The sequence below is a fragment of the Martinezella sp. CNPSo 3732 genome, assembly GCF_057784515.1.
Genome location: NZ_JBXSOO010000020.1, coordinates 89,563 through 115,614 on the forward strand (window position 1 = coordinate 89,563; position 26,052 = coordinate 115,614).

Genomic DNA, 26,052 nt, shown 5'->3' on the forward strand with positions numbered 1-26,052 from the left:
ATTCCCTATGTCAATCGCAGCAGGTCTCCATGCTTCCCAATATTCGCCTAGCAATCGTCATCAATCCGGTATTACCGCTCGGTCTGATCGCCAACACTGCCGGCGCCATCTCGATTGGGTTGGGCGCAAAGTTTCCTGCGCTCGCGGCCAGGCAGTTGACCGACAGGGAGGAGCGCACCATCGACATCAGTTCGAACATGCCCGTTCCGATACTGCAGGCGGATGCGGAAACCATACGATCTCTGTTGCTGAAGACCTTGCCGGTAGAAAACGACCGTGCGATCGTTCCGTTTCCTGCCTTTGCCCGCTCGCTGCACGATTACAGGGAATATGAGGCGACGTTTCCGGATCGCGATCTCGCCGGGGAGGCCATCGACGGCCTCGGGTTGGCGGGGCCTTCGAAATGGGTGAAATCGCTCACCGGTTCGCTGAAGCTTTTGCGGTAGTGTCCGTAAAAGAAAAAAGGCCGGCTTGCGGAGATAGAGAGATCCGCTTCGCCGGCCGAGCAAGGACTGAAGAAGAAGGGACGATACACTTCAGTCATCGGACGATGGTGTTCCGATGGTTTTGAGGATAGGCCAGCCAGCCTGAACGGGTTCCGAACCATCCGTTCATCTGCGGTTCACGCAGCGATTTTCCGCAAAATGAGGGTGGAGGCACAGGGGGCTTGAACTCGGGAAAAGCGATCCCCATCTCTTTTTCGCGGGTGCCAAACGGGCTCGCAGAACCGTCCCGAGGCCGCCCCGAGTGGGGTCATGGGACAGGAATTGAAATCGCAATTGTCGCTCACAGGAGGACTTCCATGCGTCACGTAGACTTCTCTCCCCTTTATCGTTCCACCGTCGGTTTCGACCGTCTGTTCACCATGCTCGACAGCCTTGGCCAGCCGGATCAGGCCCAGACCTATCCGCCCTACAATATCGAGCGCACGGGTGAAAACACCTATCGCATCACCATGGCCGTTGCCGGTTTCGATGAAAAGGAACTGAGCATCGAGGCCCACGCCCATGTCCTTCAGGTCAAGGGCGAAAAGAGCGAGGAGCCGGCTGAAACCAGCGAATATCTCTATCGCGGTATCGCCAAGCGCGCCTTCGAGCGTCGTTTCCAGCTTGCCGACCATGTCGAGGTTCAGGCTGCTTCACTGAAGAACGGTTTGCTGCACATCGACCTGCTGCGCAACATTCCCGAAGCCATGAAGCCCCGCCGTATCTCCATTGCGGCCGAGCCCGTGGAAACCCCGAAGGCCATCGAGGCTCACATCAACTAAGTACAGCATGACGGTCTTGGACCGTCATGCCGAGCTGACGGTTTCTCCCGTCATGCTCCTGATCCTCCCAAGATCAAAGAAGCGGCGCTCCATCGGGGCGCCGCTTTCGTTTTGTGTGTTATCGGAGGACTCAGGCTGCGTTTGTCGCTTCGCCCGTTTTCGTTCCCGCCTGAGCCTTCGCAGCCTCACGCCGCTTGGCGGCATCGGCATATTTCTGGGCGAGCACTGCGCAGGTCATCAGCTGGATCTGATGGAACAGCATGAGCGGCAGCACGATGGCGCCGATACTCTGGCCGGCGAAGATGACGTTGGCCATCGGCACACCGCTTGCCAGCGACTTCTTCGAACCGCAGAAGGTAATGGTGATTTCGTCGGCCTTTTCAAAACCGAGGGCGCGGCTGCCGAACATGGTGATGCAGATTACCATCGCCAGAAGCACCATATTCGCGATGATGACTGTGACGATGTCGAGGACGGAAAAGGTATGCCACAATCCTTCCACCACGGCCTCGCTGAAGGCTGAATAGACGACCATGAGGATCGAGCCGCGATCGACCGGCATCAGGATCTTTTTCTTCGAACGGATCCAGCTGCCGATCCATGGCTGCAGCAGCTGGCCGGCGATGAAAGGGGCGAGCAGCTGCAGCATGATCTGCCACAGAACATCCCAGGAAAAGCCACCGCCTTGGCCGCCGACCGAAAATAGGATGCCGACGAGCAGCGGCGTCAGGAACATGCCGAAAATATTGGAGGCCGACGCCGAGCAGATCGCAGCCGGCACATTGCCGCCGGCGATGGAGGTGAAGGCGATCGAGGACTGCACGGTTGACGGCAGAACGCTCAAAAACAGCATGCCGGTATAAAGCGAGACGGGCAGGATGCTGTTCGGGACGATTTGGCCCATGGCCAGCACCAGCAGCGGAAAGATGCCGAAGGTCGTCAGCAGGATGACGAGATGCAGCCGCCAGTGCAGCATGCCGGCGATGACGACATCGCGCGACAGGCGTGCACCATGCAGGAAAAACAACAGGCCGATGGCGACGTTGGTGGCAATGCTGAAATAGTGAGCGCTAGCCCCCTGCACGGGAAAGAAGGATGCCGTCAGGACGGTGAGTACCAGCAACATGGTGAAGGTGTCTGGAAGAAAGCGGCGCATCGTGCCTACTCCAATCGCATCTGCAAGTCTTGATGATACTCCTTGCAGATAGACCTATTGTGATCCACGATGCAAGGAATAACAGTTATCGCAATACAGGATAATCCATGCTTGATCTCACCCAGTTGCGGAGCTTCGTCGCCGTCGAGCAGATGGGCAGCTTCACGCTGGCCGCCGAGCGGCTCGGTCTTGGGCAATCGACCGTCAGCCAGCATATACAGCGGCTGGAAACGGAACTCGGTCGCAAGCTTTTGGCGCGCGACACGCATCGCGTCGTCCTGACTGGCGACGGCGAGGCCTTGCTCGGCCACGCACGCCAGATGCTGTCGATCGAAGGCCAGGTGCGGCAGCTTTTCGCCGGCAACAGCCTGCGCGGCAATCTGCGGCTCGGGGTTTCCGAGGATTTCGTCACCAGCCAGCTTCCGGACGTGCTTGAGGATTTCGTGCGCTCGCATCCGTCCGTCGATCTCGAGTTGACAGTTGCGCTCAGCGGTGTGCTTTATGAAATGCAGGATAATGGCGATCTCGATCTGGTGCTTGCCAAGCGCCGGCTCGGTGACAGCAGGGGCAAGCTCGTCTACCGGGAGCCGCTGGTCTGGCTGGCGCGAGACCCGGATCGCATCCGCAAACTTGCGGGACCATTGCCGTTGATCGCCTTTCCGACGCCGAGCGTTACGCGCGCGGTCGCGCTGGAGGCGTTGCGCCGGCAGCAGATGCCCTGGCGCATCGTCTGCACCTGCGGCAGCCTGAGCGGCCTGACGGCGGCGGCGCGCGCCGGCATGGGCGTCCTCGTACAGCCGAAGAGCATGGCGCCTGCCGGATTGCTGGAGACCGCGCCGGGCTGGCTGCCCGTCCTCGAAGACGTGGAATTCGTCCTGGTGCCGCGCAAAGGCGCGGACCAGCTTTTGGTCAAGGCGCTCTCGGACGATATACTCGCGAAGGTCAGGGGGCCGCGATCGAGCTGACGACAAAATCGTTTATCAGATATCGTTAAAAGTCGTTTCCCATCATGCAGATGAGATCCGGATTTATTTTGCCGGCTGATTTATTGCAGCGCCCGTTTTCAGGCGAAAGTCAGCTTCTTTTGCTATCTCAGGTGGCGATGGGAGAATTGCGGAGGAATAGTCGCCCGATGATATATGGTGCCATCTTCATTTCCGGGCTTGTCGCCTGCGTCGTGGCAATGACGATGATTATACACAACGCACCAGCATCCGATCGCGACGATCTATCGAACTTCGCAATGATCGCCCATCGAAATCAAAATTGACCTCTTGCCCCATTACGAGCGCCGTCTGGCCCTGAAGGCCAGCCCCGGCGCTCTTTTTCATGCGGATCACGCCAGGCAGGCAAGGAAATTCGCCACATCGGCCTCGGTCGTGGCGAAGCTGGTCACGAGCCGGATCAGCGTTTCATCGCTGCCGACCAGGTCCGGCTGCGACTCCGGAATCGGCCATTCGTAGAACTTCGCGCCCTTGTTTTCGGCCGCCTTGGCGGAGGATTTGGGGATGATCGCAAAAATCTCGTTCGAGGCTGTTGACCACGCCGGACGGGCGCCAGGGGTCTTTTCCAGCCCGGCGCGCAGCCGATCGGCCATGCCGTTGGAATGGCGGGCGAGATCGAGCCAGAGGCCATCCTGGAAATAACCGTCGAACTGGGCGGCGATGAAGCGCGACTTGGAGAAAAGTTGGGCGGCGCGTTTGCGGATGAAATGCATCTCCTTTGCCTTCTCTGGATCGAAGATAACGATCGCCTCGGCGCACCAGCAGCCGTTTTTGGTGCCGCCGAAGGAGAGGATATCGACGCCGCGCCTCCAAGTCATCTCGGCCGGCGTCGTGCCGAGCGCGACGAGGGCGTTGGCGAAACGCGCGCCATCCATATGCAGCGGTAGGCCGTTCGCCTTGGCGATGGACGCGATGGCATCGATCTCATCCAGCGAATAGACTGTGCCGATTTCCGTCGCCTGAGTGATCGTTACGGCGGCGGCGCGGCCGTGATGGACGGCATCCTGCGGGAAGCGGGCGATCTTGGTGGCAAGCGCCTTGGGATCGATCTTGCCGAGGGCGCCTTCGACGGTCGCAAGACGCGCACCGCTGAAGAAGTCAGGAGCGCCGCATTCGTCTTCGGCGACATGTGCCTCGGTATGGCAGAAGCTGATGCCGCCCGGTTTCTGGACGCTGGCAAGCGACAGCGAATTGGCGGCCGTGCCGGTTGCTACGAAGAAGACCGCGACCTCGCGCTCGAAGATCTCGGAGAATTTGGCTTCGACATGCTGGTCGAGCTCGCTTGTACCGTAGGCGGAGGCAAAGCCACTCGATGCGGCGAGCAGACGTTCGGCGACTTTGGAATGGGCGCCGGCCCAGTTATCGGAAGCAAAGAACATGGAAATGCACCAGATGGAGGATTGAATTGCGGCTAGATTAGATAGGATCGGGCGGACATTACGCCAATGCAAAAACCTATCAAGAGCATGAGTTTGAAGAATGCATCACAGAAATTGATTGACGCAATCAACAAATAAAATGATGCGCCGCAGCGAAACTTTATTGCTCTATTCCTGCAACAAAGGCAATCTTCCGTCTTTCGTTGACGAATTTTTGCCGTTTTGCTCTTGCGAAGGCTTAAGCTTTCTGGCATAGAGCTGATGAATTAGGACAGGGTTGCTGTCCTATTTTGGCCACCGAGGCCGAAGATGTGCCCCCAGGGTCCTGACGATGTCGGGATTTCGAGCTATAGTTACCAGGAGCATGCCCTTTCGAGCCTTTTGAGGCACGGGCAATGCGGCGGTGGAATGGCAAGGCGCGGAACGCTGACGACGGGCTCCACTTCAAGGAGCTGCGGTTCGCGGCCGATCTTCACAATGCAACAGCGCTGTCGCGCGTCGGCCCCGGAAACGGACCGCGCGGGACGAAGGAGCGCCCGCGACGCGGGCCTTACCGGAGGGAAGACCATGACGAACAGGACGACGTTGACGAGTTTTGACCAGACCGCTGCAGTGAATGCTGCCGCGACGGCCAAGACGTCGAAACGCGCTGTTGGCATCCCGCCGAAACAGGGCCTTTACGATCCTCGCAACGAGCATGACGCCTGCGGCGTCGGCTTCGTTGCGCATATGAAGGGCCAGAAGTCGCACCAGATCGTGCGCGACGGCCTGTTCATTCTCGAAAACCTGACGCATCGCGGTGCCGTCGGTGCCGATCCGCTGATGGGCGATGGCGCGGGCATTCTCGTACAGATCCCCGACCGCTTCTTCCGCGAGGAGATGGCCAAGCAGGGTGTGATCCTGCCGAAGGCCGGCGAATATGGCGTCGGCCATTTCTTCCTGCCGCGCGACGAAGCGCTGATCGAGCACTTCAAGACCGCGATCAAGCAGGTCGTGGCCGAAGAGGGGCAGGTGTTGCTCGGCTTCCGCGATGTGCCGGTCGATAATTCCTCGCTGTCTAAGGCGCCTGACATCGCTGCCACCGAGCCGCACCATGTGCAGGTCTTCATCGGCGCTGGCCGCGATGCAGGCACGAACGAGGAATTCGAGCGTCGTCTCTTTACCCTGCGCAAGGTAATCTCCAACCGCATCTATGCGGAATACGAGGGCGAGGAGAGCAGCTTCTACCCTGTCTCGCTGTCGAGCTCGACCATCGTCTACAAGGGCATGTTCCTCGCCTATCAGGTGGGCGCCTATTATAAGGACTTGTCCGACCCGCGTTTCGAGACGGCGGTTGCCCTCGTGCACCAGCGCTTCTCGACCAACACCTTCCCGTCGTGGAAGCTGGCGCATCCCTACCGCATGGTCGCGCATAACGGCGAAATCAACACGCTGCGCGGCAACGTCAACTGGATGGCCGCTCGCCAGGCTTCGGTATCCTCGCCGCTGTTCGGCGACGATATCTCCAAGCTCTGGCCGATCTCCTATGAAGGTCAGTCGGACACGGCTTGTTTTGACAACGCGCTCGAATTCCTCGTGCGTGGTGGATACTCGCTGGCGCATGCCATGATGATGCTCATCCCGGAAGCATGGGCCGGCAACCAGCTGATGGCGCCGGAACGCAAGGCATTTTACGAGTATCATGCCGCCCTGATGGAACCGTGGGATGGCCCTGCCGCCGTCGCCTTTACCGATGGCAAGCAGATCGGCGCGACGCTCGACCGTAATGGTCTGCGTCCGGCCCGCTATCTCGTCACCAGCGACGACCGCATCATCATGGCGTCAGAAGCCGGCGTTCTGCCTGTCGAGGAAGAGAAGATCATCCAGAAGTGGCGCCTGCAGCCGGGCAAGATGCTTCTCATCGATATGGAAAAGGGCCGTATCATCTCCGACGACGAGGTGAAGTCGGAACTGTCAACCAAGCATCCCTATCGCAGCTGGCTGAACCGCACGCAGCTGATCCTGGAAGACCTGAAGCCGGTGGAACCGCGGGCGCTGCGCCGCGACGTGTCGTTGCTCGATCGCCAGCAGGCCTTCGGCTATACGACCGAGGACACCAAGCTCCTGATGTCGCCGATGGCGACGACCGGTCAGGAAGCTGTCGGTTCCATGGGCACGGATACGCCGATCTCGGCCATGTCCGACAAGCCGAAGCTGCTCTACACCTACTTCAAGCAGAACTTCGCGCAGGTAACGAACCCGCCGATCGATCCGATCCGCGAAGAGCTCGTCATGAGCCTAGTCTCGTTCATCGGCCCACGCCCGAACCTGCTCGACCATACCGGCATGGCCAACGCCAAGCGCCTGGAAGTCCGCCAGCCGATCCTGACCAACGGCGATCTCGAAAAGATTCGCTCGATCGGTCACACCGAGGATCGCTTCGACACCAAGACGCTCGACTTCACCTATGATGTCGAACGTGGCGCCGAGGGCATGCCCGAGATGCTCGACCGTCTCTGCGAGCGGGCGGAAGCTGCCGTTCGCGGCGGCTACAACATCATCGTGCTTTCCGACCGCCAGATCGGACCGGACCGCATCGCGATCCCGGCGCTGCTGGCGACGGCGGCCGTGCACCATCACCTGATCCGCAAGGGCCTGCGCACCTCGGTCGGTATCGTCGTCGAAACCGGCGAGCCGCGTGAGGTGCATCACTTCTGCCTGCTGGCCGGTTACGGCGCCGAGGCGATCAACCCCTATATGGCGTTCGACACGCTGCTTGACATGCATCAGCGTGGCGAATTCCCGAAGGAAGTGGACGCGACCGAAGTCGTCTACCGCTACATCAAGGCGGTCGGTAAGGGCATCCTCAAGGTCATGTCGAAGATGGGCATCTCGACCTATCAATCCTATTGCGGCGCGCAGATCTTCGATGCTGTGGGCTTGCAGCAGGAACTGGTCGACAAGTATTTCTTCGGCACCGCAACGATGATCGAAGGCATCGGCCTCGAGACGATCGCCGAGGAAACCGTCTCGCGTCACAAGGCTGCTTTCGGCCGCGATCCGCTGCTGGCAAGCACGCTCGACATCGGTGGCGAATACGCCTACCGCATGCGCGGCGAAAGCCACGCCTGGACGCCCGATGCCGTGGCTGCCCTGCAGCATGCCGTGCGTGGGAATGCCGAGGACCGCTACCGCGAATTCTCCGAAATGGTCAACGAGTCGGCGCTCCGGATGAACACCATCCGCGGTCTCTTCAAGATCAAGGGTGCGGAAGCGCTCGGCCGCAAGCCGATCTCGATCGACGAGGTCGAGCCGGCTGCCGATATCGTCAAGCGCTTCTCGACAGGTGCCATGTCCTTCGGTTCCATCAGCCGCGAGGCGCATACGACGCTGGCCATCGCCATGAACCGTATCGGCGGCAAGTCGAACACCGGCGAAGGCGGCGAGGAAGCCGATCGCTACATGCCGCTCTTCGACGGTTCGCCGAACCCGGAACGTTCCGCCATCAAGCAGATCGCCTCCGGCCGTTTTGGCGTGACGACCGAATATCTGGTCAATGCCGACGTGCTGCAGATCAAGGTGGCGCAGGGCGCCAAGCCCGGTGAAGGCGGCCAGCTGCCCGGCCACAAGGTCGATGCTACAGTTGCCAAGACCCGGCACTCGACGCCGGGCGTCGGCCTGATCTCGCCGCCGCCGCATCATGACATCTATTCGATCGAAGATCTCGCGCAGCTGATCTACGACCTGAAGAACGTCAACCCGACCTCGGATGTGTCGGTCAAGCTCGTCTCGGAAGTCGGCGTCGGCACGGTTGCCGCCGGCGTTGCCAAGGCGCGCGCCGATCACATCACCGTCTCGGGCTATGATGGCGGCACCGGCGCTTCGCCGCTGACCTCGCTGAAGCATGCCGGCAGCCCTTGGGAAATCGGCCTTGCCGAGACCCAGCAGACGCTGGTGCTGAACGGGCTGCGCTCGCGCATTGCCCTGCAGGTCGATGGCGGTCTGAAGACCGGCCGCGACGTCATCATCGGCGCGCTGCTCGGTGCCGACGAATTCGGCTTCGCCACCGCGCCGTTGATTGCGGCCGGCTGCATCATGATGCGCAAGTGCCACCTCAACACCTGTCCGGTTGGTGTCGCCACCCAGGACCCGGTTCTGCGCAAGCGCTTCAAAGGTACGCCGGAGCATGTCATCAACTACTTCTTCTTCGTAGCCGAAGAAGTGCGCGAGATCCTCGCCTCGCTTGGCGTTGCCAAGCTGGACGAGATCATCGGCGCTTCCGAGCTTCTGGAAAAAGACGACATGCTCGCCCACTGGAAGGCGAGGGGCCTCGACTTCAGCCGCATCTTCCACAAGGTCGATGCGCCGAAGGAAGAGACCTACTGGACGACGGTGCAGAAGCACCCGATCGACGACATTCTCGATCGCAAGCTGATCGAGAAGGCGGAGCCTGCGCTTTCTTCGAAGACGCCCGTTGCCTTCGAAGTCGACATCAAGAACGTCGACCGTTCGGCCGGCGCCATGCTGTCGGGCGCAGTCGCCAAGCGCTATGGTCATCGCGGCCTGAAGGACGACACGATCAATGTCACCCTGAGGGGTACCGCCGGTCAGTCCTTCGGTGCGTTTCTTGCACGCGGCGTCACCTTTAACCTCGTCGGTGACGGCAACGACTATGTCGGCAAGGGCCTTTCGGGCGGCCGTATCATCATCCGTCCGCCGGAGAACTCGAAGATCGTCGCTGAGAACTCGATCATCGTCGGCAACACCGTGCTTTATGGTGCGACCGAGGGCGAATGCTACTTCCGCGGGGTCGCGGGCGAGCGCTTCGCGGTCAGAAACTCCGGCGCGATCGCCGTCGTCGAAGGCGTGGGCGACCATGGCTGCGAATATATGACCGGCGGCGTCGTCGTGGTGCTCGGTGAAACCGGGCGCAACTTCGCGGCCGGCATGTCGGGCGGCGTGGCCTATGTTCTCGACGAGAAAGGCGATTTCGCCCGCCGCTGCAACATGGCGATGGTCGAACTGGAGCCGGTTCCCGAGGAAGACGAACTGTTGGAGAAGCTGCATCATCATGGTGGCGACATCATGCACAAGGGACGTGTCGACGTCTCCGATGACATGACGCGCCACGACGAAGAGCGTCTCTTCCAGCTGATTTCGAACCACGTCCACTATACGGGCTCGACGCGAGCCAAGGAGATCCTCGATCACTGGGCCGATTACCGCCCGAAATTCCGCAAGGTCATGCCGGTCGAATATCGCCGCGCCCTTGAGGAAATGGAGCGCAGCCGGATGAGCGTGGCGGCGGAGTAATCTGCCCCAGTTCTGAAACCAGCCGAGGGTTTCGCCTCGCATTGCGATCGCCGTCATGGCGATCGCGACTGTCGAACAGCGGAATCAGATTTGAATTAAAGTGCCGGACAGGGAAACCGAGATGACCCTCAGGCACGGGAGCCGTGAGCTCCTCTTTTTGAGTGAGGAAACGAAAGCATGGGCAAGGTAACAGGCTTCTTGGAAATCGACCGGCAGGTGGCGAAGTATCAGCCTGCGTCGGATCGCATCCGGCATTTCCGTGAATTCACGATCCCCATGTCGGACCAGGAAGTGCAGAAACAGGCAGCCCGCTGCATGGACTGTGGCATTCCCTATTGCCACGGCCCGACCGGCTGCCCGGTGCACAACCAGATCCCCGATTGGAACGACCTCGTTTACAACAACAACTGGGAGCAGGCGATCCATAACCTGCATTCGACCAACAACTTCCCGGAATTCACCGGCCGCGTCTGCCCCGCACCCTGCGAGGAAGCCTGCACGCTGAACCTGGAAGATGCGCCGGTCGCCATCAAGACCGTCGAGCAGGCGATTGCCGACAAAGCCTATGAGCTTGGCTTCATCCGGCCGCAACCGGCAACCGTGCATACGGGCAAGAAGGTCGCGATCATCGGCTCCGGCCCTGCCGGCATGGCCGCCGCGCAGCAGCTCGGCCGCGCCGGTCACGACGTTCATCTCTATGAGCGCGAAAGCAAGCCGGGCGGCCTGCTGCGTTACGGTATCCCCGACTTCAAGATGGAGAAGAACTTCATCGACCGCCGCGTCGAGCAGATGAAGGGCGAAGGCGTCACCTTCCATTGCGGCGTCAATGTCGGCGTCGATGTCAAGGTCGAGCAGCTTCTGGCCGACCATGACGCCGTGCTCTATTGCGGCGGCTCGGAAACCCCGCGCGAAGCTGGCATTCCCGGCACGACGCTCGCAGGCGTCCATGACGCCATGCCCTATCTCGTGCAGCAGAACCGCCGCGTCGGCCGCGAAAACATCGACAGCGTCGGCTGGCCTGCCGATCCGATCCTGGCGGGCGGCAAGCACATCGTCGTCGTCGGCGGCGGCGATACGGCATCCGACTGCATCGGCACGGCATTCCGCCAGGGTGCGGTGAAGGTGACCCAGCTCGATATTCGCCCGCAGCCGCCGGAGAAGGAAGACAAGCTCGCCGTATGGCCCTTCTGGGCAACGAAGATGCGCACCTCTTCCTCGCAGGCCGAAGGTGCGGTTCGCGAATTCCAGGTGGCAACGCTCGAGTTCATCGGCGAAGACGGCGTGCTGACGGGCGTGAAGTGCTGCGAAGTCGACGATCGCCGCAAGCCGATCGCCGGCACGGAATTCGTCATCCGCGCCGACCTCGCCTTCATCGCCATCGGCTTCCGCGGCCCCTTCACCGACAGCGTGCTCAAGGAACTCGACGGCAAGCTGACCGTGAATACCGACCGCCGCGGTTCGACCAACGTCGTTGCCAACGACAAGGACTACAAGACCTCGGTCGACAAGCTCTGGACGGCCGGCGACATTCGCCGCGGCCAGTCGCTAGTCGTCTGGGCGATCCGCGAGGGCCGTCAGGCCGCCCGCGCGATCGACGAGGCTTTGATGGGTTCGACGGTTCTGCCGGCCTAAGTTTCGCTGTCCTCTCGCGCAAAGTTATTGAAGGCCGGGTTCGTTACAAACCCGGCCTTCATCGTTACCGGCTTGCGGCGATGTTCCAGTTGTAGAGGCAGCGGTCGAGGCCGATGGCAATTTCGAGTACCGCGACGTCATGGTCTATCGCCGGCCCTTTCTTCGGCTGGCTGCGGTAGCGCTGCGGAAAGTCCGTTCGCCTCGAAATCGAACAGACCTCCATCCATTTATCGCCGTTGTCGACCTCGATATCCATGGTGATCTCGGAATAGGCCGGAAGGCGATCGGACGGCACGATCCGCGTTGGCAGATGGATGACCGAGGCGATCATCCGGCGAACCGGTTCCAGCGAGGCGGTATGGTAGTCGTTACCGCTGTCGGCGGTGAAAGCGCATTGGAATTCGAGCTGCCAGAATTCCTTGAGCCTCACATGCTTGCTCGGCTGCTCCTGTTCCCGGCGATAGGATTTTCCGGCCTGCCAGACGCATAGTGGCAGCCGCGCTCTGGAATGACTTCCGAGAAGATGCTGCATATAGGCATAGGTTGAAGGTGTCGTTTCCGGCCGGAGCACAAGTTCGGTCTCGGTGTTCGACATTCGCTCCTGCACCCATATGTCCGAGTTGGAATAGGCGTCCGAAACGAGGTTTCGAGGCATCAGAGTCGGTGCTTCGATCCTTCGCATATCCCAGGCGGGGTTTGCCGATCGCAGGAAGTTCGCGACCTCATCGGAAAAGAAGCGGATGAAATCGTCGCGCAGTTTAATGTCCCGCTCTTCCCAGTGAACGAGCGAATTGACGTTATAGATATTGAGCACGTGCCATTCTCCATGGGCAACGTTGATGTCTTGAGGTTGAGGGCTTTACGTCCAGCAGCCGCCGGACGCATCAACGCCTCCGGCCGTCACGACTGGACGCGGAGACCTCGGCCGGAGAAAGCGCGCAAAACCGCAACCTGCAGGCAGGTGCGGTAACGATCGATCTGATCTGCGCTTTTGGTGCTCATGCAGTTCTTCTATTGGCCGGGTGCTGCATTGTCAAACCGCCTTCGCGCCGCCTATCGTGCAACCGATCCCGGCAATCTGTAGTCGTCCACGCGACCGACCGGCGCCGGCTCCATCAGGCCTTTCTCGACCAGAAGATCGCGGGGTGATGAAGTCGTTACGGCAGGGGCAGCGGTGCTGCCCAGGAGCTGCGAGCCGCCGTCGAGATCTGGATCGGAGAGGCTCATCGGCTGGGTGCGGGTGATCTTTTCCGGCTCCGCGCCTGGAAGATTGGCCTGTTGCGCCGGCAGCGGATTGCTGGTGTCCAGGCGCGTGATGTCGGGGCTTGCCTGATCGCCCAGGATCCGGCGGGCAGACTTCTCCAGATAAAAGGCGACCTTGCGCTTGCCGGCAGCCGTCAGATTGACGCCGTCGGCCGTTCTCAGTCGAACCTGCTGGCCGTTGATATCGGAGCCGGTGACGATGAATTCGCCGTTCTGGTCGGTAAACCCGTCCCATATGTCGATGAACTCGCCGCCAACGCTAGTGGTCTGGCTTTGGTAGATCTGGTTGAGCTTGACGGCGCTGGCGGTCAGCTGATCCGAACCGAAGGAGGGCAGCCCGACCCAGAGCAGCGGAATATGGCGGCTCGTTACCAGCTTGGCGAATTGCTGTACGCGTTCTTCATAGGCGAGGAACCATGGATCGGTGCCGTATTTCTCGTTGAGCCCATCGCCGATCATCTGCTGGCGGTCATTGGCGCCGATCATGACGACAACCATAGCCGGTTTCAGCTGGTCGATCATCTCAGGCAATTGCTGCGGCCAGTTGTAATAGTCCTGCCGCACGAGACCGGAGGCGACGTTGCCGCGGGACTGGACGACGACGCCGGGGGAGGTAGAGAAGGCATCTTCCAGCCCGGTAGCCAGGCCGCTCGCCAGAAAATCGCCGACGACGAGGATGGTTTTGGCGTCAGAAAGCTTTTCCGCGGGGGGCGGTGTTTCCGGCTGCGCGACCGGCTGGCGCGGCGGCGGGGTCGGACGCTTTTTCGGCTGCACCTTGCGACGAGGCGGCGGCTGCTCCATGGGCTGGTCCGGATAATCGGGCTCGCGGGTGCCGAACAGCATGTCGAACAGGTTTCGCCGCGGCCGCTCCTGCGCCTGCGCCATATTCGGCAGGCAGCCAAGCGCGATGACGGCGGCGAAGAATGCCGTCAGAACAATCCCCAGAGTTGTCTTGGTCGCGCGGGCAGGGTGTTTCATCATCGCTTCTTTTCCGCTGACGAGTCCGGGCCGCATAAGGACGATTTCATCGTCCGGCGGTCCCGGATTCGCTCGAGGCGGCCTACTTACGCAATGCTTTCAGCAGGTTCATTGACGGCTCGCCGTCCGCATCCATGCCCATGCGCTGCTGGACGGCTGATATCGCGGCCTTCGAGCCCGAGCCGAAGTTGCCGTCGACCACGCCGTCATAATAGCCGAGTTCTTTCAGACGCGTCTGCAGCTCGAATTTCTGCTTGACGTCGAGCGTGCCGCTCGGACGGGGCCAGGATTGCTGCATGCCGCCATAGCCGGCAATCTGGTCCGCGAGCAGGCCGACTGCCAAGGCGTAGCTGTCGGAGGCATTGTAGCGCTTGATGGTGAAGAAGTTTCCTGTCATCAGGAAGCCGGGACCGTTCGGTCCGCCGGGCATCTTCAGCTGCGCGCGGTCGGAGGTGCTGCGGAAACCCTTGCCGTTGGGACGCACGAAGCCGAGGGCGGCCCATTGCGCAATCGTATGCGTCTTGCCCGCCTGGGCGCTGCCGCCGGGCGGCACGACGACTTCATAACCCCAGGTCCGGCCGGTATCCCAGCCATTCTTGGCGAGGAGATTGGCTGTCGTCGCCAGGGCGTCCGGAACGGAATTCCAGATATCGGCATGGCCGCTGCCGTCGGCATCGACAGCATAGAGGAGATAGCTCGTCGGGATGAACTGCGTATGGCCCATGGCGCCGGCCCAGGAGCCGTTCAGGTCCTTGCGCGAGATGTCGCCCTTCTGCAGGATCTTCAGGGCGGCGATGAGCTGCTTCTTGGCATAATTCGCGCGCTTCGGATCGGCATAGGCAAGGGTCGCCAGCGCGCGGGGCACATAATGCAGCCGATCGTTCTTGGCGAGAACCTCGCCGTAATTCGACTCCATCGACCAGATGGCCAGTATGATATTGCGATCGACGCCGAAATGCTGTTCGAGCGTGCGCAGTGTGGATCCGTACTTAACCGCCATCTTGCGGCCAATATCGACCGTATAGGGATTGACACGGGAGTCGAGGTAATCCCAGATTTGGGACTTGAATTCTGGCTGGTACTGCGCCTTTTCAAGCACCATGGGGTCTGGGTCCGTCACGCCGGCAAATGCATTGCGATAGGTCGATTGCGTGATGCCGCTCTTTGCGGCGGTAGCGTAGAAGCCCGCGATCCATTTCTGGAACCCAGGGTCAGCATTGGCGTTAACGGGAAGGAATCCCGCCAGGGCGCCGAGCGCGAGCGCCAGAGCGAGACCACGAAGGGAGTGTTTGCGGTTTACGGTCATCTACAGCCTTGTCCATCAATCGTTGGATTTCGGTGCGGCGATGCACGTAGCATCGGCCCATGCGTGACGCTAAACGAACGAAGTCAACAAATTCTTTACCATGGAAGTTCGCGCCAGTCATTATTTGCAAAACAGTAGCAAATCTAATCTACTGACCTTTAGAATGGCTTTGTGCCAACTGATTTAATGCCCAGGAGGTATGCGTGGGACAGCATAAGAAGGTTCGTAAGGCAGTATTTCCGGTCGCCGGACTAGGGACGCGGTTCTTGCCGGCGACCAAGGCGGTGCCAAAGGAAATGCTGACCGTCGTGGATAAGCCGGTGATCCAGTATGTCGTCGACGAGGCGATGGAAGCGGGTATCGAGCATTTCGTGTTCGTCACGGGCCGCAGCAAGCACGTCATCGAAGATTATTTCGACATCCAGTTCGAGCTTGAGCAGACGCTGCGCCAACGCAACAAGAATGCCGAACTGTCGCTGCTGAACGGCCTGCTGCCGAAGGCCGGTACGGCCAGCTTCACGCGTCAGCAGGAGCCGCTCGGCCTCGGTCACGCCGTCTGGTGCGCCCGCGAGATCGTCGGCGACGAACCCTTTGCTCTGCTGCTGCCCGACATGGTCATGCGCGCCGAAAAAGGCTGCATGAAGGGCATGATCGAGCTTTACGAGCACAGCGGCGGCAATGTCATCGCCGTCGAGGAATGCGCCCCCGACCAGACCCATAAATACGGTATCGTCGGCGTCGGCGAGACGATCGGCAGCGGCTTCCGTATCACGGAAATGGTTGAAAAGCCGGCCAAGGGCACAGCGCCTTCCAACTTCTTCATCAACGGCCGCTACATTCTTCAGCCGGAAATCTTCCGTATCCTGGAAAGCCAGGAGCGCGGTGCCGGCAACGAGATCCAGCTGACGGACGGCATGCTGAAGCTTGCCAAGACGCAGGATTTCGCCGGCTATCACTTCCGGGGCCAGACGTTCGACTGCGGTGCCAAGGACGGTTTCATCCTCGCGAATGTCGCCTTCGCTTTGGCGCGTGACGACATCCGCCCGACCATCGAGGACGAGTTCAAGGCGCTGATCGCTGCCCTGAAATAGGGATTCGACCTTTTGGAGAAAATCTTGAGGCCTGGCATATGCTGGGCCTCAATTCATTTGAGTGGCTTGGATTTAAGCGAAGGCAGGGGCTTAGCGCTTTACCGTCAGGCCCAGACCGGCCTGGAACTGCCGGGTGCTGTCGCCCACATCCCTCGTCGTCAGCTGATAGCCGACATTGCTGGTGAGATCGAGGTAACGGTTGATCCCCCAGGTTAGCCCGAAAGCGGCGTCGTATTCGATTTCGTCGGCGGCACTGCCATTGGAGGGGTAATTGCGCCAGGTCGGGCCTCCCGTCAGCTTGGCGGTGAGGTCGTCGCGCAGCTGATGGCTTATGGTGCTCGTGAGCTGATAAGCGGTGTAGCCGCTGAGGCCGGCCGTGGTCGAAGGTTGTACGGTCGTCGAAAGGCCGACGCTGATATCGGTGCCGCGCTGCGGCGACCAGGCGAGGCTGCCATCGATCGTGGGCGAATCGACCGAGCCCAGGCGCGAATCGTCGAATTCCGTGTGCTGGTAGCCGAAGCCAAGCTCGCCCTTGAATTTTTCACCGAGATCGACTTCGACGCCGCCCTTGCCGCCATAACTCTGATTCGAGCGGGCATAGCCGTTGCTGTCGCGCGTCTCATCGTAGACGGCGCGACCGAGAGTGACTTCGACGAAGGGAATGATGGCGGGCGACAGCTCGTAGCCGATACGGCCGCGCCAGGTTCCGGCCGTCTGGTTGCGATCGCTGAGGGTGACCGTCGTCCCATCCGAAAGCACGGCGTTGGAATAGACGCTGCGTGTCAACGCTACGGCCGTGGTGCCGCGCAGCAGGCCGAAATCGCGCTCCAGCGAGAGGCCGGCCGTGTACTGGTTGACGGCGGACTGTTTCGAGGCGCCGGCGATCGCATTCGGGTCGCTTGTATCCTCGCGATAGAATTGATAGCCGGCGGTGACATGCGCCGTCGTATCGGCGGGAAGATCGAGACGCAGGTCGGCATTCAGATTGACCGTCGGCTTCTCTTCGCCCGCGCCGCTGACGTTCTTCTGCCAGACGCCTTCACCGGTGATGGTCAGTGCGTGACGATCCCAGTCAGATGTCAGGGTGCTGCGAAGATCGGTCTGCAAAAAGCCGCGGTTATCCTTGGTGTCGCCGGTGCGATCCCGCTCGATGTTGATCGACTGGTTGATCGAAGGCTTCAGGGTGAAGGTGCCGAGCGGGATGCCCTGTGCATCTGCTCGATCCGGATACCGGCGGGCTCTCAGATCATCAATGCTTGGTTCGCGCTGGTTCACACGGCGCAGGTCGTTATCCAGCATCGAGCCGGTGGTTGTGGGGTCGATACCGGTGAGGCGCAGCGGCGCGTTCAACGGCGCGTCGCTGGAGGTCGATGTCTGGTTTGCCGGCGCGGTCGCCTGGCTGTCGGTCGTGGGTGCGGCATTCGGATCGGTCGGGGATGCCGACGTCGAGGCAGGCAAGGTATCGTCGAGGTTCTGGTCTGGCGGCAAGGATTGCGCATGGGCCGACAGCGGCGCGGAGAATACGATACCCCAGCTGAGCAGGGCGGAACTTGCCCATGCCGTCAGCCGGAGGGCATCATAACCCGCCTTGTCCTTGCCGATGCCCATGTTGTTTATATCTGACCCTGCTGGAAATGACCTAAATTCTTACCCAAGTGTAAAGCCGCGTGGTTAACGCTTGGTTGCCAAGCGATGGCGACAAGAAAGGGTCCGATAATATTTGTCGGGAAGGCGCTGCAAGCTGTGTATCGCCATAAGTCGATCTTTTGTGGACAGATTTGCAGAAAAGCGTTAGGCCTCGCTCATGAATAAGAGAGCTGTAAGACTCATCGAGAACGGTGCGATCGAATCCGCGATGCGAACGATCGAGACCGAGAGACGGGGCATGGAAGCGCTCGAACGCGCACTGACCAATGGTCTGGCCGAGCCCTTCAGTCGCGCTGTCGCGCTCATCGGCGATATCAGTGGCCGTGTTGTCATCACCGGCGTCGGCAAGAGCGGCCATATCGGCAACAAGCTCGCCGCAAGCCTGGCTTCCACGGGCACGCCGGCTTTCTTCGTCCATCCGGTCGAAGCCAACCACGGCGATCTCGGCATGATAACGCAGGCTGACGTCATCATCGCCATCTCCTGGGGCGGTGAGAGCGCCGAGTTGCGCGGCATCATCAGCTATTCCCGCCGCTTCTCGATCCCGATGATCGCGATCACCGCTGGCGAGACTTCTACGCTTGCGCGTGAATCGGATGTGGTGCTGCTGCTGCCCAAGGAGCAGGAGGCCTGCCCGCATGGGCTCGCGCCGACGACATCGACGCTGCTGCAGCTTGCGATCGGCGATGCGCTGACCGTCGCCTTACTGGAGGCGCGCGGCTTCACCGCCGAGGATTTCCGCACTTTCCATCCGGGCGGCAAGCTCGGTGCCAGCCTCTCGCATGTCGCCGACATCATGCACAAGGGCGACCGCGTGCCGCTCGTCAAGCTTGGAACCGGTATGCCGGAAGCGGCGATGACGCTATCGAAGATGCGGTTCGGCTGCGTCGGCGTGATCGATGATGATGGTTGCCTCTGCGGCATCGTCACCGATGGCGACATTGCCCGCAATCTCGGCACCGGCCTCGCGGAGATGCTGGTGGATGAGGTGATGACCCCCAATCCAAAAACGGTGAAGGAAACGACGTTGGCGACGAGCGCCATGGCCGTGCTCAACCGTCACAATATCTCGGCGCTCATGGTCATCGATGAAGCGCGCCGGCCGATCGGTGTCGTACACTTCCACGATCTGCTGCGGATCGGTGTCGCCTGATCACACAGGTTCGACCGTGAGGTCGCGGCCGTTGCTGGCGACCACCTTGACGCGGGTGCCCACAGGCAAGTCCGGTCCGTTGACGGTCCAATAAGTGTCATTGAGGCGAATGCGCCCACGGCCTTCGGCGATCGGCTGGTCAAGCGTTGCCGTGCGCCCGACCAGGCTGGCGCCGCGCTGGTTCAGGAAAGGCTCGTCGGTCACCTGGTTGTTGTTGTAGAGATAGCGGCGGCCGATGAGGGTGACGATGACAGCCATGGCGGCGAAGACCAGCCCTTGAACCTGCCAGACCCAGAAGCTGCTTTCCCAAAACAGAAGCGACAAGGCGCCGACGATGATCGCGGCGAGCCCGATCCATACCAAGAAGAAGCCAGGCAGGACGAGTTCGGCGGCAAGCAGCGCCAGACCGGCGAGCCACCAGCTCCAGGGGCCGAGTTCGACGATAAGATTGTCGAACATCTCAGCTCTCCTTTGGCGGCAGCGGATTGATCGACGGCGTTGTGCGGGCGGGGCCGGAGCGCGGGCGGGCCGGCTGCGGCGTGCCGTTGCCATCGCCATTGTCGCCGAAGACTTCGCGGGCGATGGCGCCGATACCGCCGAGCGAGCCAATAATGGAGCTCGCCTCCACTGGCATCAGCACGATCTTCGAATTGCTGGCGGAGCCGATCGCGGTCAGGGCTTCGGTATATTTCTGAGCAACGAAGTAGTTGATCGCCTGCACGTTACCCTCGGCAATCGCTTCGGATACCACGCGGGTCGCCTTGGCTTCGGCCTCGGCCAGGCGCTCGCGGGCCTCGGCATTGCGAAAGGCCGCTTCGCGCTGGCCTTCGGCTTGCAAAACGGCCGCCTGCTTCGCGCCCTCGGCGCGGAGGATCTGCGCATTGCGCAGGCCTTCCGCTTCCAGCACCTGGGCGCGCTTTTCGCGTTCGGCCTTCATCTGCCGGCCCATGGCGTCAACCAGGTCTTTCGGTGGTTGGATGTCCTTGATTTCGACGCGTGTTACCTTGATGCCCCAGGGCTCTACCGCCTCATCGACCACGCGCAGCAGTCGTTCGTTGATGGCATCGCGGTTGGACAAAAGCTCGTCCAGATCCATAGAGCCCATGACGGAGCGGATATTGGTCTTCGTGAGATTGAGGATCGCGGTTTCGAGATTGGTGATCTGATAGGCGGCCTGCGCCGCATTCAGCACCTGGAAGAAAGCAACTGCATCGGCGGATACGCTCGCATTGTCCTTGGTGATGACCTCCTGCGTCGGCACGGCCAGCACCTGCTCCATCACGTTCATCCGCACCCCGATTGTTTCGATGAAAGGCACGATTAGGTTGAGCCCCGGTTCCAGCGTCCGGATATAGCGGCCGAAGCGCTGAACTGTGTACCGATAGCCCTGAGGTACGGTCTTGATGCCCGCAAACAGCACCAGAATGACGAAGACCACCAAGGCAATCACAACGATGCTGAAACCACCCACTACCATCGAACTCCTCCATGGACGCGGCTGCCTGAGCAGGCTCGCGTCGCGTAAACCGCTACCATTCGGCCTCCCTACGCTCGGTCGAGCTCACGAGGCGGTAGCTCAATCTGATGTGGTGGGTTAGCATGTTCTCAGCAAGTGAGGAATGGGGATGCGGCAGGCGTTTTGCTATGAGGCAGGTCTACCAATCGCCGTCTGGGTCTTGCGCCCGGCGATTGATATTCATACTTTATATGGATATTTCCGGCTTGGCTGCCATGCAGCTTCTCGGGCCAAGCGTTAGCGCATTATCAGGGTGAAGCTATGAACTTAGATAGGACCTTGCGGTCGGTTGTGGCCGTGCACGCCTCAATTCCGGAAGACGCTTTTACGGCGGCAACGCTCGGCACCCGCAGAGAGGGCAGTGGCGTTGTCATTCGCGGAAACGGCCTGGTATTGACGATCGGTTATCTCATCACCGAAGCCGACGAGGTCTGGCTCACGACCAATAGCGGTCGCGTCGTGCCCGGTCATGCGCTTGCCTACGATCAGGAAACGGGTTTCGGCCTCGTGCAGGCGCTCGGGCCTCTCGATGTGCCCGCCCTCGAATTCGGCGATACCGATAAGGCTGAGATCGGTGATGAAGTCGTCATCGCCGACGGGATCGGCCAGTTTGTCGAGGCGAAGATCGTCGCCAAGCAGGAATTCGCCGGCTATTGGGAATATCTGCTCGACGAGGCGATCTTCACGGCGCCAGCCCATCCCTCCTGGGGCGGGGCGGCCGTTGTCGACGAGGATGGCAAGCTTCTCGGCATCGGCTCGCTGCACTTGCAGATGGCGACGCAGAACGGCGATAGCGCCGATATCAACATGATCGTGCCGATCAATCTCCTGATGCCGATCCTGGACGATCTGATCAAGCGCGGTCGGGTCAACAAACCGCCGCGGCCCTGGCTCGGTGCCTTCTCGGCCGAAAGCAATGGCGAAGTCGTCGTCATGAGCGTCACCGAGGGTGGGCCGGCCGCCAAGGCTGGCTTGCGCCGTGGCGACGTCATTTCCGAAATCCGCGATGGTGAGGTCGATGGGCTTGCCGATTTCTATCGCAAGGTCTGGGAGAGCGGCCCGGCTGGGTCCGAGATCCCCATGCGCGTATTGCGCGACGGCCGTGAGGCCTGGTTGCGTGTCAAATCCGCCGACCGCGGCAGCTTCCTCAGAAAACCGCAGCTTCAGTAGGATCGCGTCGCCGGGATCAACCCGGCGATCCGCTCAGGCCCAGCCGAGCAGCTCCCGCCGCGCGACTTTTTCCAGCACGTTCATGCCGTCTTCGCTGTCGTTGAGACAGGGAATGTGGGTGAATTTCTCGCCGCCATTGTGGTGGAAGGATTCGGCCGCCTGCTCGGCGATCTCTTCCAGCGTCTCCAGGCAGTCGGAGACGAAACCCGGATTGAGGACGGCGATCCGCTTCGTGCCCGTCCTGGCAAGCTCTTCCACCGTTTTGTCCGTATAGGGCTGCAGCCATTCCTCCGGGCCGAAGCGGGACTGGAACGTAACCATGAACTGATCTTCGGATAGGCCGAGCTTCTCGCGCAGCAGCCTGCCAGTCTTCTGACAGAAACAGTAATAGGGATCGCCGAGCTTGAAGTAGGACATTGGTATGCCGTGGAAGGACGCGATGATCTTTTCGGGCTGCCAGTCTAGCGTCGAGAGGTGCCGGGTGACCGAATTGGCGAGCGCCTCGATATAGGTCTCGTCGTCGTGATATTGCGGCACGGTGCGGATCGCCGGCTGCCAGCGCATCTTTTGAAGCTTCTCGAAGGCCTTGTCGTTGACCGTCGCCGTCGTTGCAGCTGCATATTGCGGATAGAGCGGGAAGAGCACGATGCGCTCGCAGCCATCATCCTTCAGTGCCTGGATGCGATCGGCGATCGAAGGCTGGCCGTAGCGCATGGCCCAGTCGACCTTGATGTTGGGCAGGTCGCGCAGCCGCTCGGCCATCAGATCGGACTGGTTGCGGGTATAAGTGCGCAGATAGCTCTCGTTCTTCTCCTTGTTCCAGATTGTCTCGTAGGCCTTGCCGACCTTTTGCGGCCGGGTGTTGAGCACGATGCCGAACAGGATCGGGTACCATTTCCAGCGCGACCATTCGATGACGCGGCGGTCGGTCAGGAATTCGCGCAGGTAGCGGCGCATCGAGGAATAGTCTGTGCCGTCGGGGGTGCCAAGATTGATGAGCAGCACGCCGACCTTGCCGTATTTCACGCTGGGGTGATCGGGCGGAAGCGTGGTCAGATCAGCTGTCATCGATTGAATTCCTCTCAAGATACGAAGCACTTCACATAAGAACAAAAGCCGGTCCGGGAAAAGCCCGGACCGGCTGTGACATGCGAGACAAATCGTCTTACTTGGCTGGAATTTTCAACTTTTCACCGACCGACAGATGGTGCGGCTTGATGTTGCGGTTGGCGGCCACAAGTTTGTGCCACTGCTTTGCATTGCCATAGTAGGTCTTGGCGAGACCCCAGAGCGTGTCGCCGGCGATGACGACGTGGGTTGTCGGTGTCTTTGGCGGTTCGTTGCTCTTGGCCTCCGGGGTCGCCGTTGCCGGAACTGTGGCCGCGGGTGCGGAGGCCGCCGGGGTTTCCGCCGCTGGAGCTGCTGAGGCGGCGGGTGTCGAGGCTGCCGGATCCGATTTTGCCGGAGCGGATGGCGTTGCGGTCGGGTTTGCCGGCATCGTCGTGCTTGGTGTCGTCACGGCAGGAGGGGAGGAGGCTGGCGGTGTTGTCGTGGATGAGGCGCCGCCATCTGTAGCGGCCGCTGCCGGCTTCTGCTCCGGTGCTGTCTGCGTGGTATCGGTGGGCTTTGCGGGTTCCGGCTGCGCAGCCGGCGCTGCCGCGGCTATCTGGGTTATGCGGCCGTCCGTGTACGGCTTGTAGGGATTGTGCGCGCCAAGATAATCGGCGACCACCGATTCCAGGTTGGGGCCGAAGTCATAGGCGTTCTTGCCATTCTTGGCGAAGACCGTATAGCCGTCGCCGCCAGCGCGCATGTAGTTGTTGCTGACGACGCCATAGGTCTTTTCGGGGTCGATCGGTTTGAATTCCGTGCCTTCCTGAACGTCGACGGACACCAGGCGGCTGCCTGCCGGCTTCGATTTGTCGAAGCTGTATTTAAGGCCGGCGACCTGCGGGAAGCGACCGGCCCCGTCATCGATCTGGCTGAGGCCGTTTTCGAGTGCCGCTTTCACCTCCGCGCCGGTCAGCTGGAAGGTCGCCACGGTGTTCTGGAAGGGCAGGACGGTCAACACGTCACCCATGCTGACATCGCCGGCGCCGATGGAGGCGCGCAAGCCGCCGCCGTTCTGGATGGCAATGGAGATCTCTTGCGCCTTGGTGCGGTCGAGCATCGCGTCGGCAACGAGATTGCCCATCGAGCATTCCCGAACGCGGCAGACTTCGCGCGCGCCTTCGATCGGCCCTTGCGAATTGCCGATGACCTTCTTGCGCAGCTCCTCGATCGGCTTTGCCATCTCCTGCACGCGTGCAAGGATCGTTGGATCGGGCTTGATAGAGGAATCGAGCAGGATCGGATCGCCTTTGGCGTCCTTGACGGCGCCATTGTCGTCGAAGGTGACGACGATGTCGCCGAGATATTTGCTGTAGGATGCGGCCTGTACGACAGGCACCTTATAGCCGGCCGGATTGTCGACCATGGTCGGATAGGGGCCGGCCGCCTTCGGGTCGGTATTCGACAGGAGCGTATGCGAGTGGCCGCCGACAACGACGCTGACGCCGGCGATTTTGGCGATCTTCTCGACATCGCGCGGATAGCCGACATGGGTGAGCGCGATGATTTTGTTGATGCCCTGCGACTTCAGCGCATCGACTTCGGCGCTGATGGCGGCGGCATCGTCGGTGATCTTCACATGCGGGCCGGGAGAGGCAAGTTCCGGTGTTTCGGTCGTGACCGCACCGACAATACCGATCTTCTGGCCTCCGATATCGAGCACGATCGACTTCTTGATGCGCTCACCGAGCTTCGACTGATCGTCGACCACCAGATTGGCCGTCACAACGGGGAACTGCGCCTTGTCGAGGAAAGCGGCAAGCGGGCCTTCGCCATCGTCGAACTCATGATTGCCGACCGTCATGGCATCGATCTTCATGTCATTGAGGAATTCGACTTCGGCAGCGCCCTTGTAGGTCGTGTAGAACAGGGAGCCCTGGAAGTTGTCGCCGGCATCGAGGACGACGACGTTCTGGCCGGCAAGGGCGGCGCGGCGCTGGTCGATGATGGTCTTCAGCCGGGCAGCGCCGCCGAAGCACTCATTCTTGGCTTCTTCTTCTGCGGAGCACGTTGCGTCGAACTTGTTGATCGACTCCACGCGCGAATGGAAATCGTTGAAGTGCAGGATGTTGAGCTGATAGTCCGCGAAGGCGGCGCTGGTGCTCAGCGCCAGCAGCGTCGCGGCCAAAAGACCCACTCCGAAGGGCTGCTTCATCTGTCTCTCCTGTTGGTCATTGCAATCCGGCCCGCCAATGCCCGAGGCGGTCCCCCGCTGCCGATGTTTCCATCCCGGCGGAGCGAGCGCAAGTAAAAGCTGTTGCCTTCATTCGGATTTTACAAAGAAGCGAAATGGCCCGCCGGATCAGGCGCAGGCTTCGGCGGAGGCTGCACCATAGGAGTCGCGCAATGCCGCAGCGGCATTCCAGCCGGCAGCGCAGAAGACGAGCGCACAACAGAGCGAGGCGACAAGATGAAGGCGCCGATTCCGCCTTCGGTAGAGCAGGATAGCGCCGGCGGCGTAGACGAGCAAAGTGGGCACAGCGAAAAGGAGGACGCTCGCCGGGCCGTCACAATCAAGGGCGTCGATGCCCTGGGCCTGATAGCTGTTTACAGGGAGGACCGTCGCCATAATGGCGACGGGCAATGCTGCGATAAGGGCCAGATAGAGGATCAGCATGCCGCGCATGATGCTTTATCCGTCCATCGGGCTTCTATCAACCCTGGCGATTGAGCGAGAAGTGTCCGCCGGTTTCGGAGGTGCAATTGAGCTGGCTGGGATTGGCCAGGAAGCAATTCACCTTCGATGATGTGCGCTTGATGTTCGAATAGAGGTTGATCTGGATCACGCCGGATGGATCGGTCGTATAGGTTCCCGAGGCCATCTGCTGGTTCGTGCCATCGGTCGTATGCGTTTCGAATCGGCCGCCGTTGAAGGTGGAATTCAGGCCGTTCGAATCGGCCCAGCTTCCTTCCACCGAATTCATGCGTGGCTGGGAGCCACCCGGGTTCATCCCCATCGGCGGCGGTCTGGAACCGCCGAAATCGACGCAGGCAGAGAGGGCTGCCGCGGCAGCAACGAGGGCAAGAACGGTTCTCATCTTCATAAATATCTCCCGCGAATAGAGGCGGTCTAAAGGCGTATCGGTTG

21 protein-coding genes are annotated in these 26,052 nt (G+C 60.8%); 9 read left to right on the forward strand and 12 right to left on the reverse strand.

What is annotated here, in order from left to right; translation table 11 throughout:
- Positions 1–29 precede the first annotated feature (29 nt).
- Positions 30–446 (forward strand): DUF2000 domain-containing protein, encoded by a 417-nt coding sequence (locus AC13RM_RS25715; RefSeq protein ID WP_113230765.1) that lies wholly within the window; start codon positions 30–32, stop codon positions 444–446.
- A 356-nt stretch (positions 447–802) separates the two neighbouring features.
- A complete protein-coding gene (locus tag AC13RM_RS25720; protein WP_015341097.1) occupies positions 803–1,267 on the forward strand; it encodes an Hsp20 family protein in 465 nt (154 codons plus the stop codon).
- Between the two features lie 130 nt (positions 1,268–1,397).
- On the opposite strand, the gene AC13RM_RS25725 is transcribed toward AC13RM_RS25720, so the two are convergent.
- Entirely contained in the window at positions 1,398–2,423 is a 1,026-nt protein-coding gene (locus tag AC13RM_RS25725; protein ID WP_374816437.1) for a bile acid:sodium symporter family protein, read from the reverse strand.
- A 107-nt stretch (positions 2,424–2,530) separates the two neighbouring features.
- On the opposite strand from AC13RM_RS25725, the gene AC13RM_RS25730 reads away from it, so the two are divergent.
- Together AC13RM_RS25730 and AC13RM_RS25735 are read left to right on the forward strand one after the other, a co-directional pair.
- The gene (locus AC13RM_RS25730) at positions 2,531–3,388 is read left to right on the forward strand and encodes a LysR family transcriptional regulator (RefSeq protein WP_285172972.1); all 858 of its coding nucleotides are present in this window, start codon (positions 2,531–2,533) and stop codon (positions 3,386–3,388) included.
- Between the two features lie 44 nt (positions 3,389–3,432).
- Positions 3,433–3,693 carry a hypothetical protein gene (locus tag AC13RM_RS25735; RefSeq protein ID WP_285172971.1) on the forward strand — a complete coding sequence of 87 codons (261 nt, stop codon included), beginning with the start codon at positions 3,433–3,435 and terminating at the stop codon, positions 3,691–3,693.
- A 66-nt stretch (positions 3,694–3,759) separates the two neighbouring features.
- Here the strand turns inward: AC13RM_RS25735 and AC13RM_RS25740 are convergent, their stop codons facing one another.
- Complete coding sequence (locus AC13RM_RS25740) at positions 3,760–4,806, reverse strand: threonine aldolase family protein (RefSeq protein ID WP_285172970.1); 1,047 nt, start codon at positions 4,804–4,806, stop codon at positions 3,760–3,762.
- Positions 4,807–5,373: 567 nt separating this feature from the next.
- Between AC13RM_RS25740 and gltB the strand changes: the two genes are divergently transcribed.
- Entirely contained in the window at positions 5,374–10,098 is a 4,725-nt protein-coding gene (gene gltB / locus AC13RM_RS25745) for a glutamate synthase large subunit (RefSeq protein ID WP_374816434.1), read from the forward strand.
- A 177-nt stretch (positions 10,099–10,275) separates the two neighbouring features.
- Positions 10,276–11,730: a glutamate synthase subunit beta gene (locus AC13RM_RS25750; protein WP_488555828.1), complete on the forward strand. Its 1,455-nt coding sequence runs from the start codon at positions 10,276–10,278 to the stop codon at positions 11,728–11,730.
- A gap of 64 nt (positions 11,731–11,794) precedes the next feature.
- Here AC13RM_RS25750 and AC13RM_RS25755 read toward each other — a convergent pair whose 3' ends face one another.
- The 3 genes from AC13RM_RS25755 to AC13RM_RS25765 all read right to left on the reverse strand — a co-directional run bounded on the left by AC13RM_RS25755 (position 11,795) and on the right by AC13RM_RS25765 (position 15,277).
- Complete coding sequence (locus tag AC13RM_RS25755; RefSeq protein WP_374816432.1) at positions 11,795–12,544, reverse strand: aminoacyl--tRNA ligase-related protein; 750 nt, start codon at positions 12,542–12,544, stop codon at positions 11,795–11,797.
- Between the two features lie 239 nt (positions 12,545–12,783).
- Positions 12,784–13,974: an SGNH/GDSL hydrolase family protein gene (locus AC13RM_RS25760; protein ID WP_374816431.1), complete on the reverse strand. Its 1,191-nt coding sequence runs from the start codon at positions 13,972–13,974 to the stop codon at positions 12,784–12,786.
- 79 nt (positions 13,975–14,053) lie between these two features.
- Positions 14,054–15,277, reverse strand: coding sequence for a lytic murein transglycosylase (locus AC13RM_RS25765; RefSeq protein ID WP_374816430.1), 1,224 nt, complete (start codon positions 15,275–15,277; stop codon positions 14,054–14,056).
- A gap of 203 nt (positions 15,278–15,480) precedes the next feature.
- Here AC13RM_RS25765 and galU point away from each other — a divergent pair, with 203 nt between their 5' ends.
- The gene (galU, locus tag AC13RM_RS25770) at positions 15,481–16,368 is read left to right on the forward strand and encodes a UTP--glucose-1-phosphate uridylyltransferase GalU (protein WP_113230756.1); all 888 of its coding nucleotides are present in this window, start codon (positions 15,481–15,483) and stop codon (positions 16,366–16,368) included.
- Positions 16,369–16,458: 90 nt separating this feature from the next.
- Here the strand turns inward: galU and AC13RM_RS25775 are convergent, their stop codons facing one another.
- Positions 16,459–17,976: an outer membrane beta-barrel protein gene (locus tag AC13RM_RS25775; RefSeq protein ID WP_113230755.1), complete on the reverse strand. Its 1,518-nt coding sequence runs from the start codon at positions 17,974–17,976 to the stop codon at positions 16,459–16,461.
- Between the two features lie 196 nt (positions 17,977–18,172).
- Between AC13RM_RS25775 and AC13RM_RS25780 the strand changes: the two genes are divergently transcribed.
- Positions 18,173–19,168, forward strand: coding sequence for a KpsF/GutQ family sugar-phosphate isomerase (locus tag AC13RM_RS25780; protein ID WP_488555829.1), 996 nt, complete (start codon positions 18,173–18,175; stop codon positions 19,166–19,168).
- Here the strand turns inward: AC13RM_RS25780 and AC13RM_RS25785 are convergent, their stop codons facing one another.
- Complete coding sequence (locus AC13RM_RS25785) at positions 19,169–19,627, reverse strand: NfeD family protein (protein WP_374816429.1); 459 nt, start codon at positions 19,625–19,627, stop codon at positions 19,169–19,171. It abuts the gene before it with no gap.
- A gap of 1 nt (position 19,628) precedes the next feature.
- A complete protein-coding gene (locus AC13RM_RS25790; RefSeq protein WP_285172964.1) occupies positions 19,629–20,645 on the reverse strand; it encodes an SPFH domain-containing protein in 1,017 nt (338 codons plus the stop codon).
- Between the two features lie 300 nt (positions 20,646–20,945).
- Between AC13RM_RS25790 and AC13RM_RS25795 the strand changes: the two genes are divergently transcribed.
- Positions 20,946–21,854, forward strand: a complete 909-nt coding sequence (locus AC13RM_RS25795; protein WP_113230751.1) for a S1C family serine protease — start codon at positions 20,946–20,948, stop codon at positions 21,852–21,854.
- 33 nt (positions 21,855–21,887) lie between these two features.
- On the opposite strand, the gene hemH is transcribed toward AC13RM_RS25795, so the two are convergent.
- The 4 genes from hemH to omp10 all read right to left on the reverse strand — a co-directional run bounded on the left by hemH (position 21,888) and on the right by omp10 (position 26,008).
- Positions 21,888–22,922, reverse strand: coding sequence for a ferrochelatase (gene hemH / locus AC13RM_RS25800; protein WP_440479683.1), 1,035 nt, complete (start codon positions 22,920–22,922; stop codon positions 21,888–21,890).
- Positions 22,923–23,019: 97 nt separating this feature from the next.
- Positions 23,020–25,119, reverse strand: a complete 2,100-nt coding sequence (locus AC13RM_RS25805; RefSeq protein WP_488555830.1) for a 5'-nucleotidase C-terminal domain-containing protein — start codon at positions 25,117–25,119, stop codon at positions 23,020–23,022.
- Between the two features lie 147 nt (positions 25,120–25,266).
- Positions 25,267–25,590, reverse strand: a complete 324-nt coding sequence (locus AC13RM_RS25810; RefSeq protein WP_285172960.1) for a hypothetical protein — start codon at positions 25,588–25,590, stop codon at positions 25,267–25,269.
- Between the two features lie 28 nt (positions 25,591–25,618).
- A complete protein-coding gene (omp10, locus tag AC13RM_RS25815) occupies positions 25,619–26,008 on the reverse strand; it encodes an outer membrane lipoprotein Omp10 (protein WP_015341076.1) in 390 nt (129 codons plus the stop codon).
- Positions 26,009–26,052: the final 44 nt, after the last annotated feature.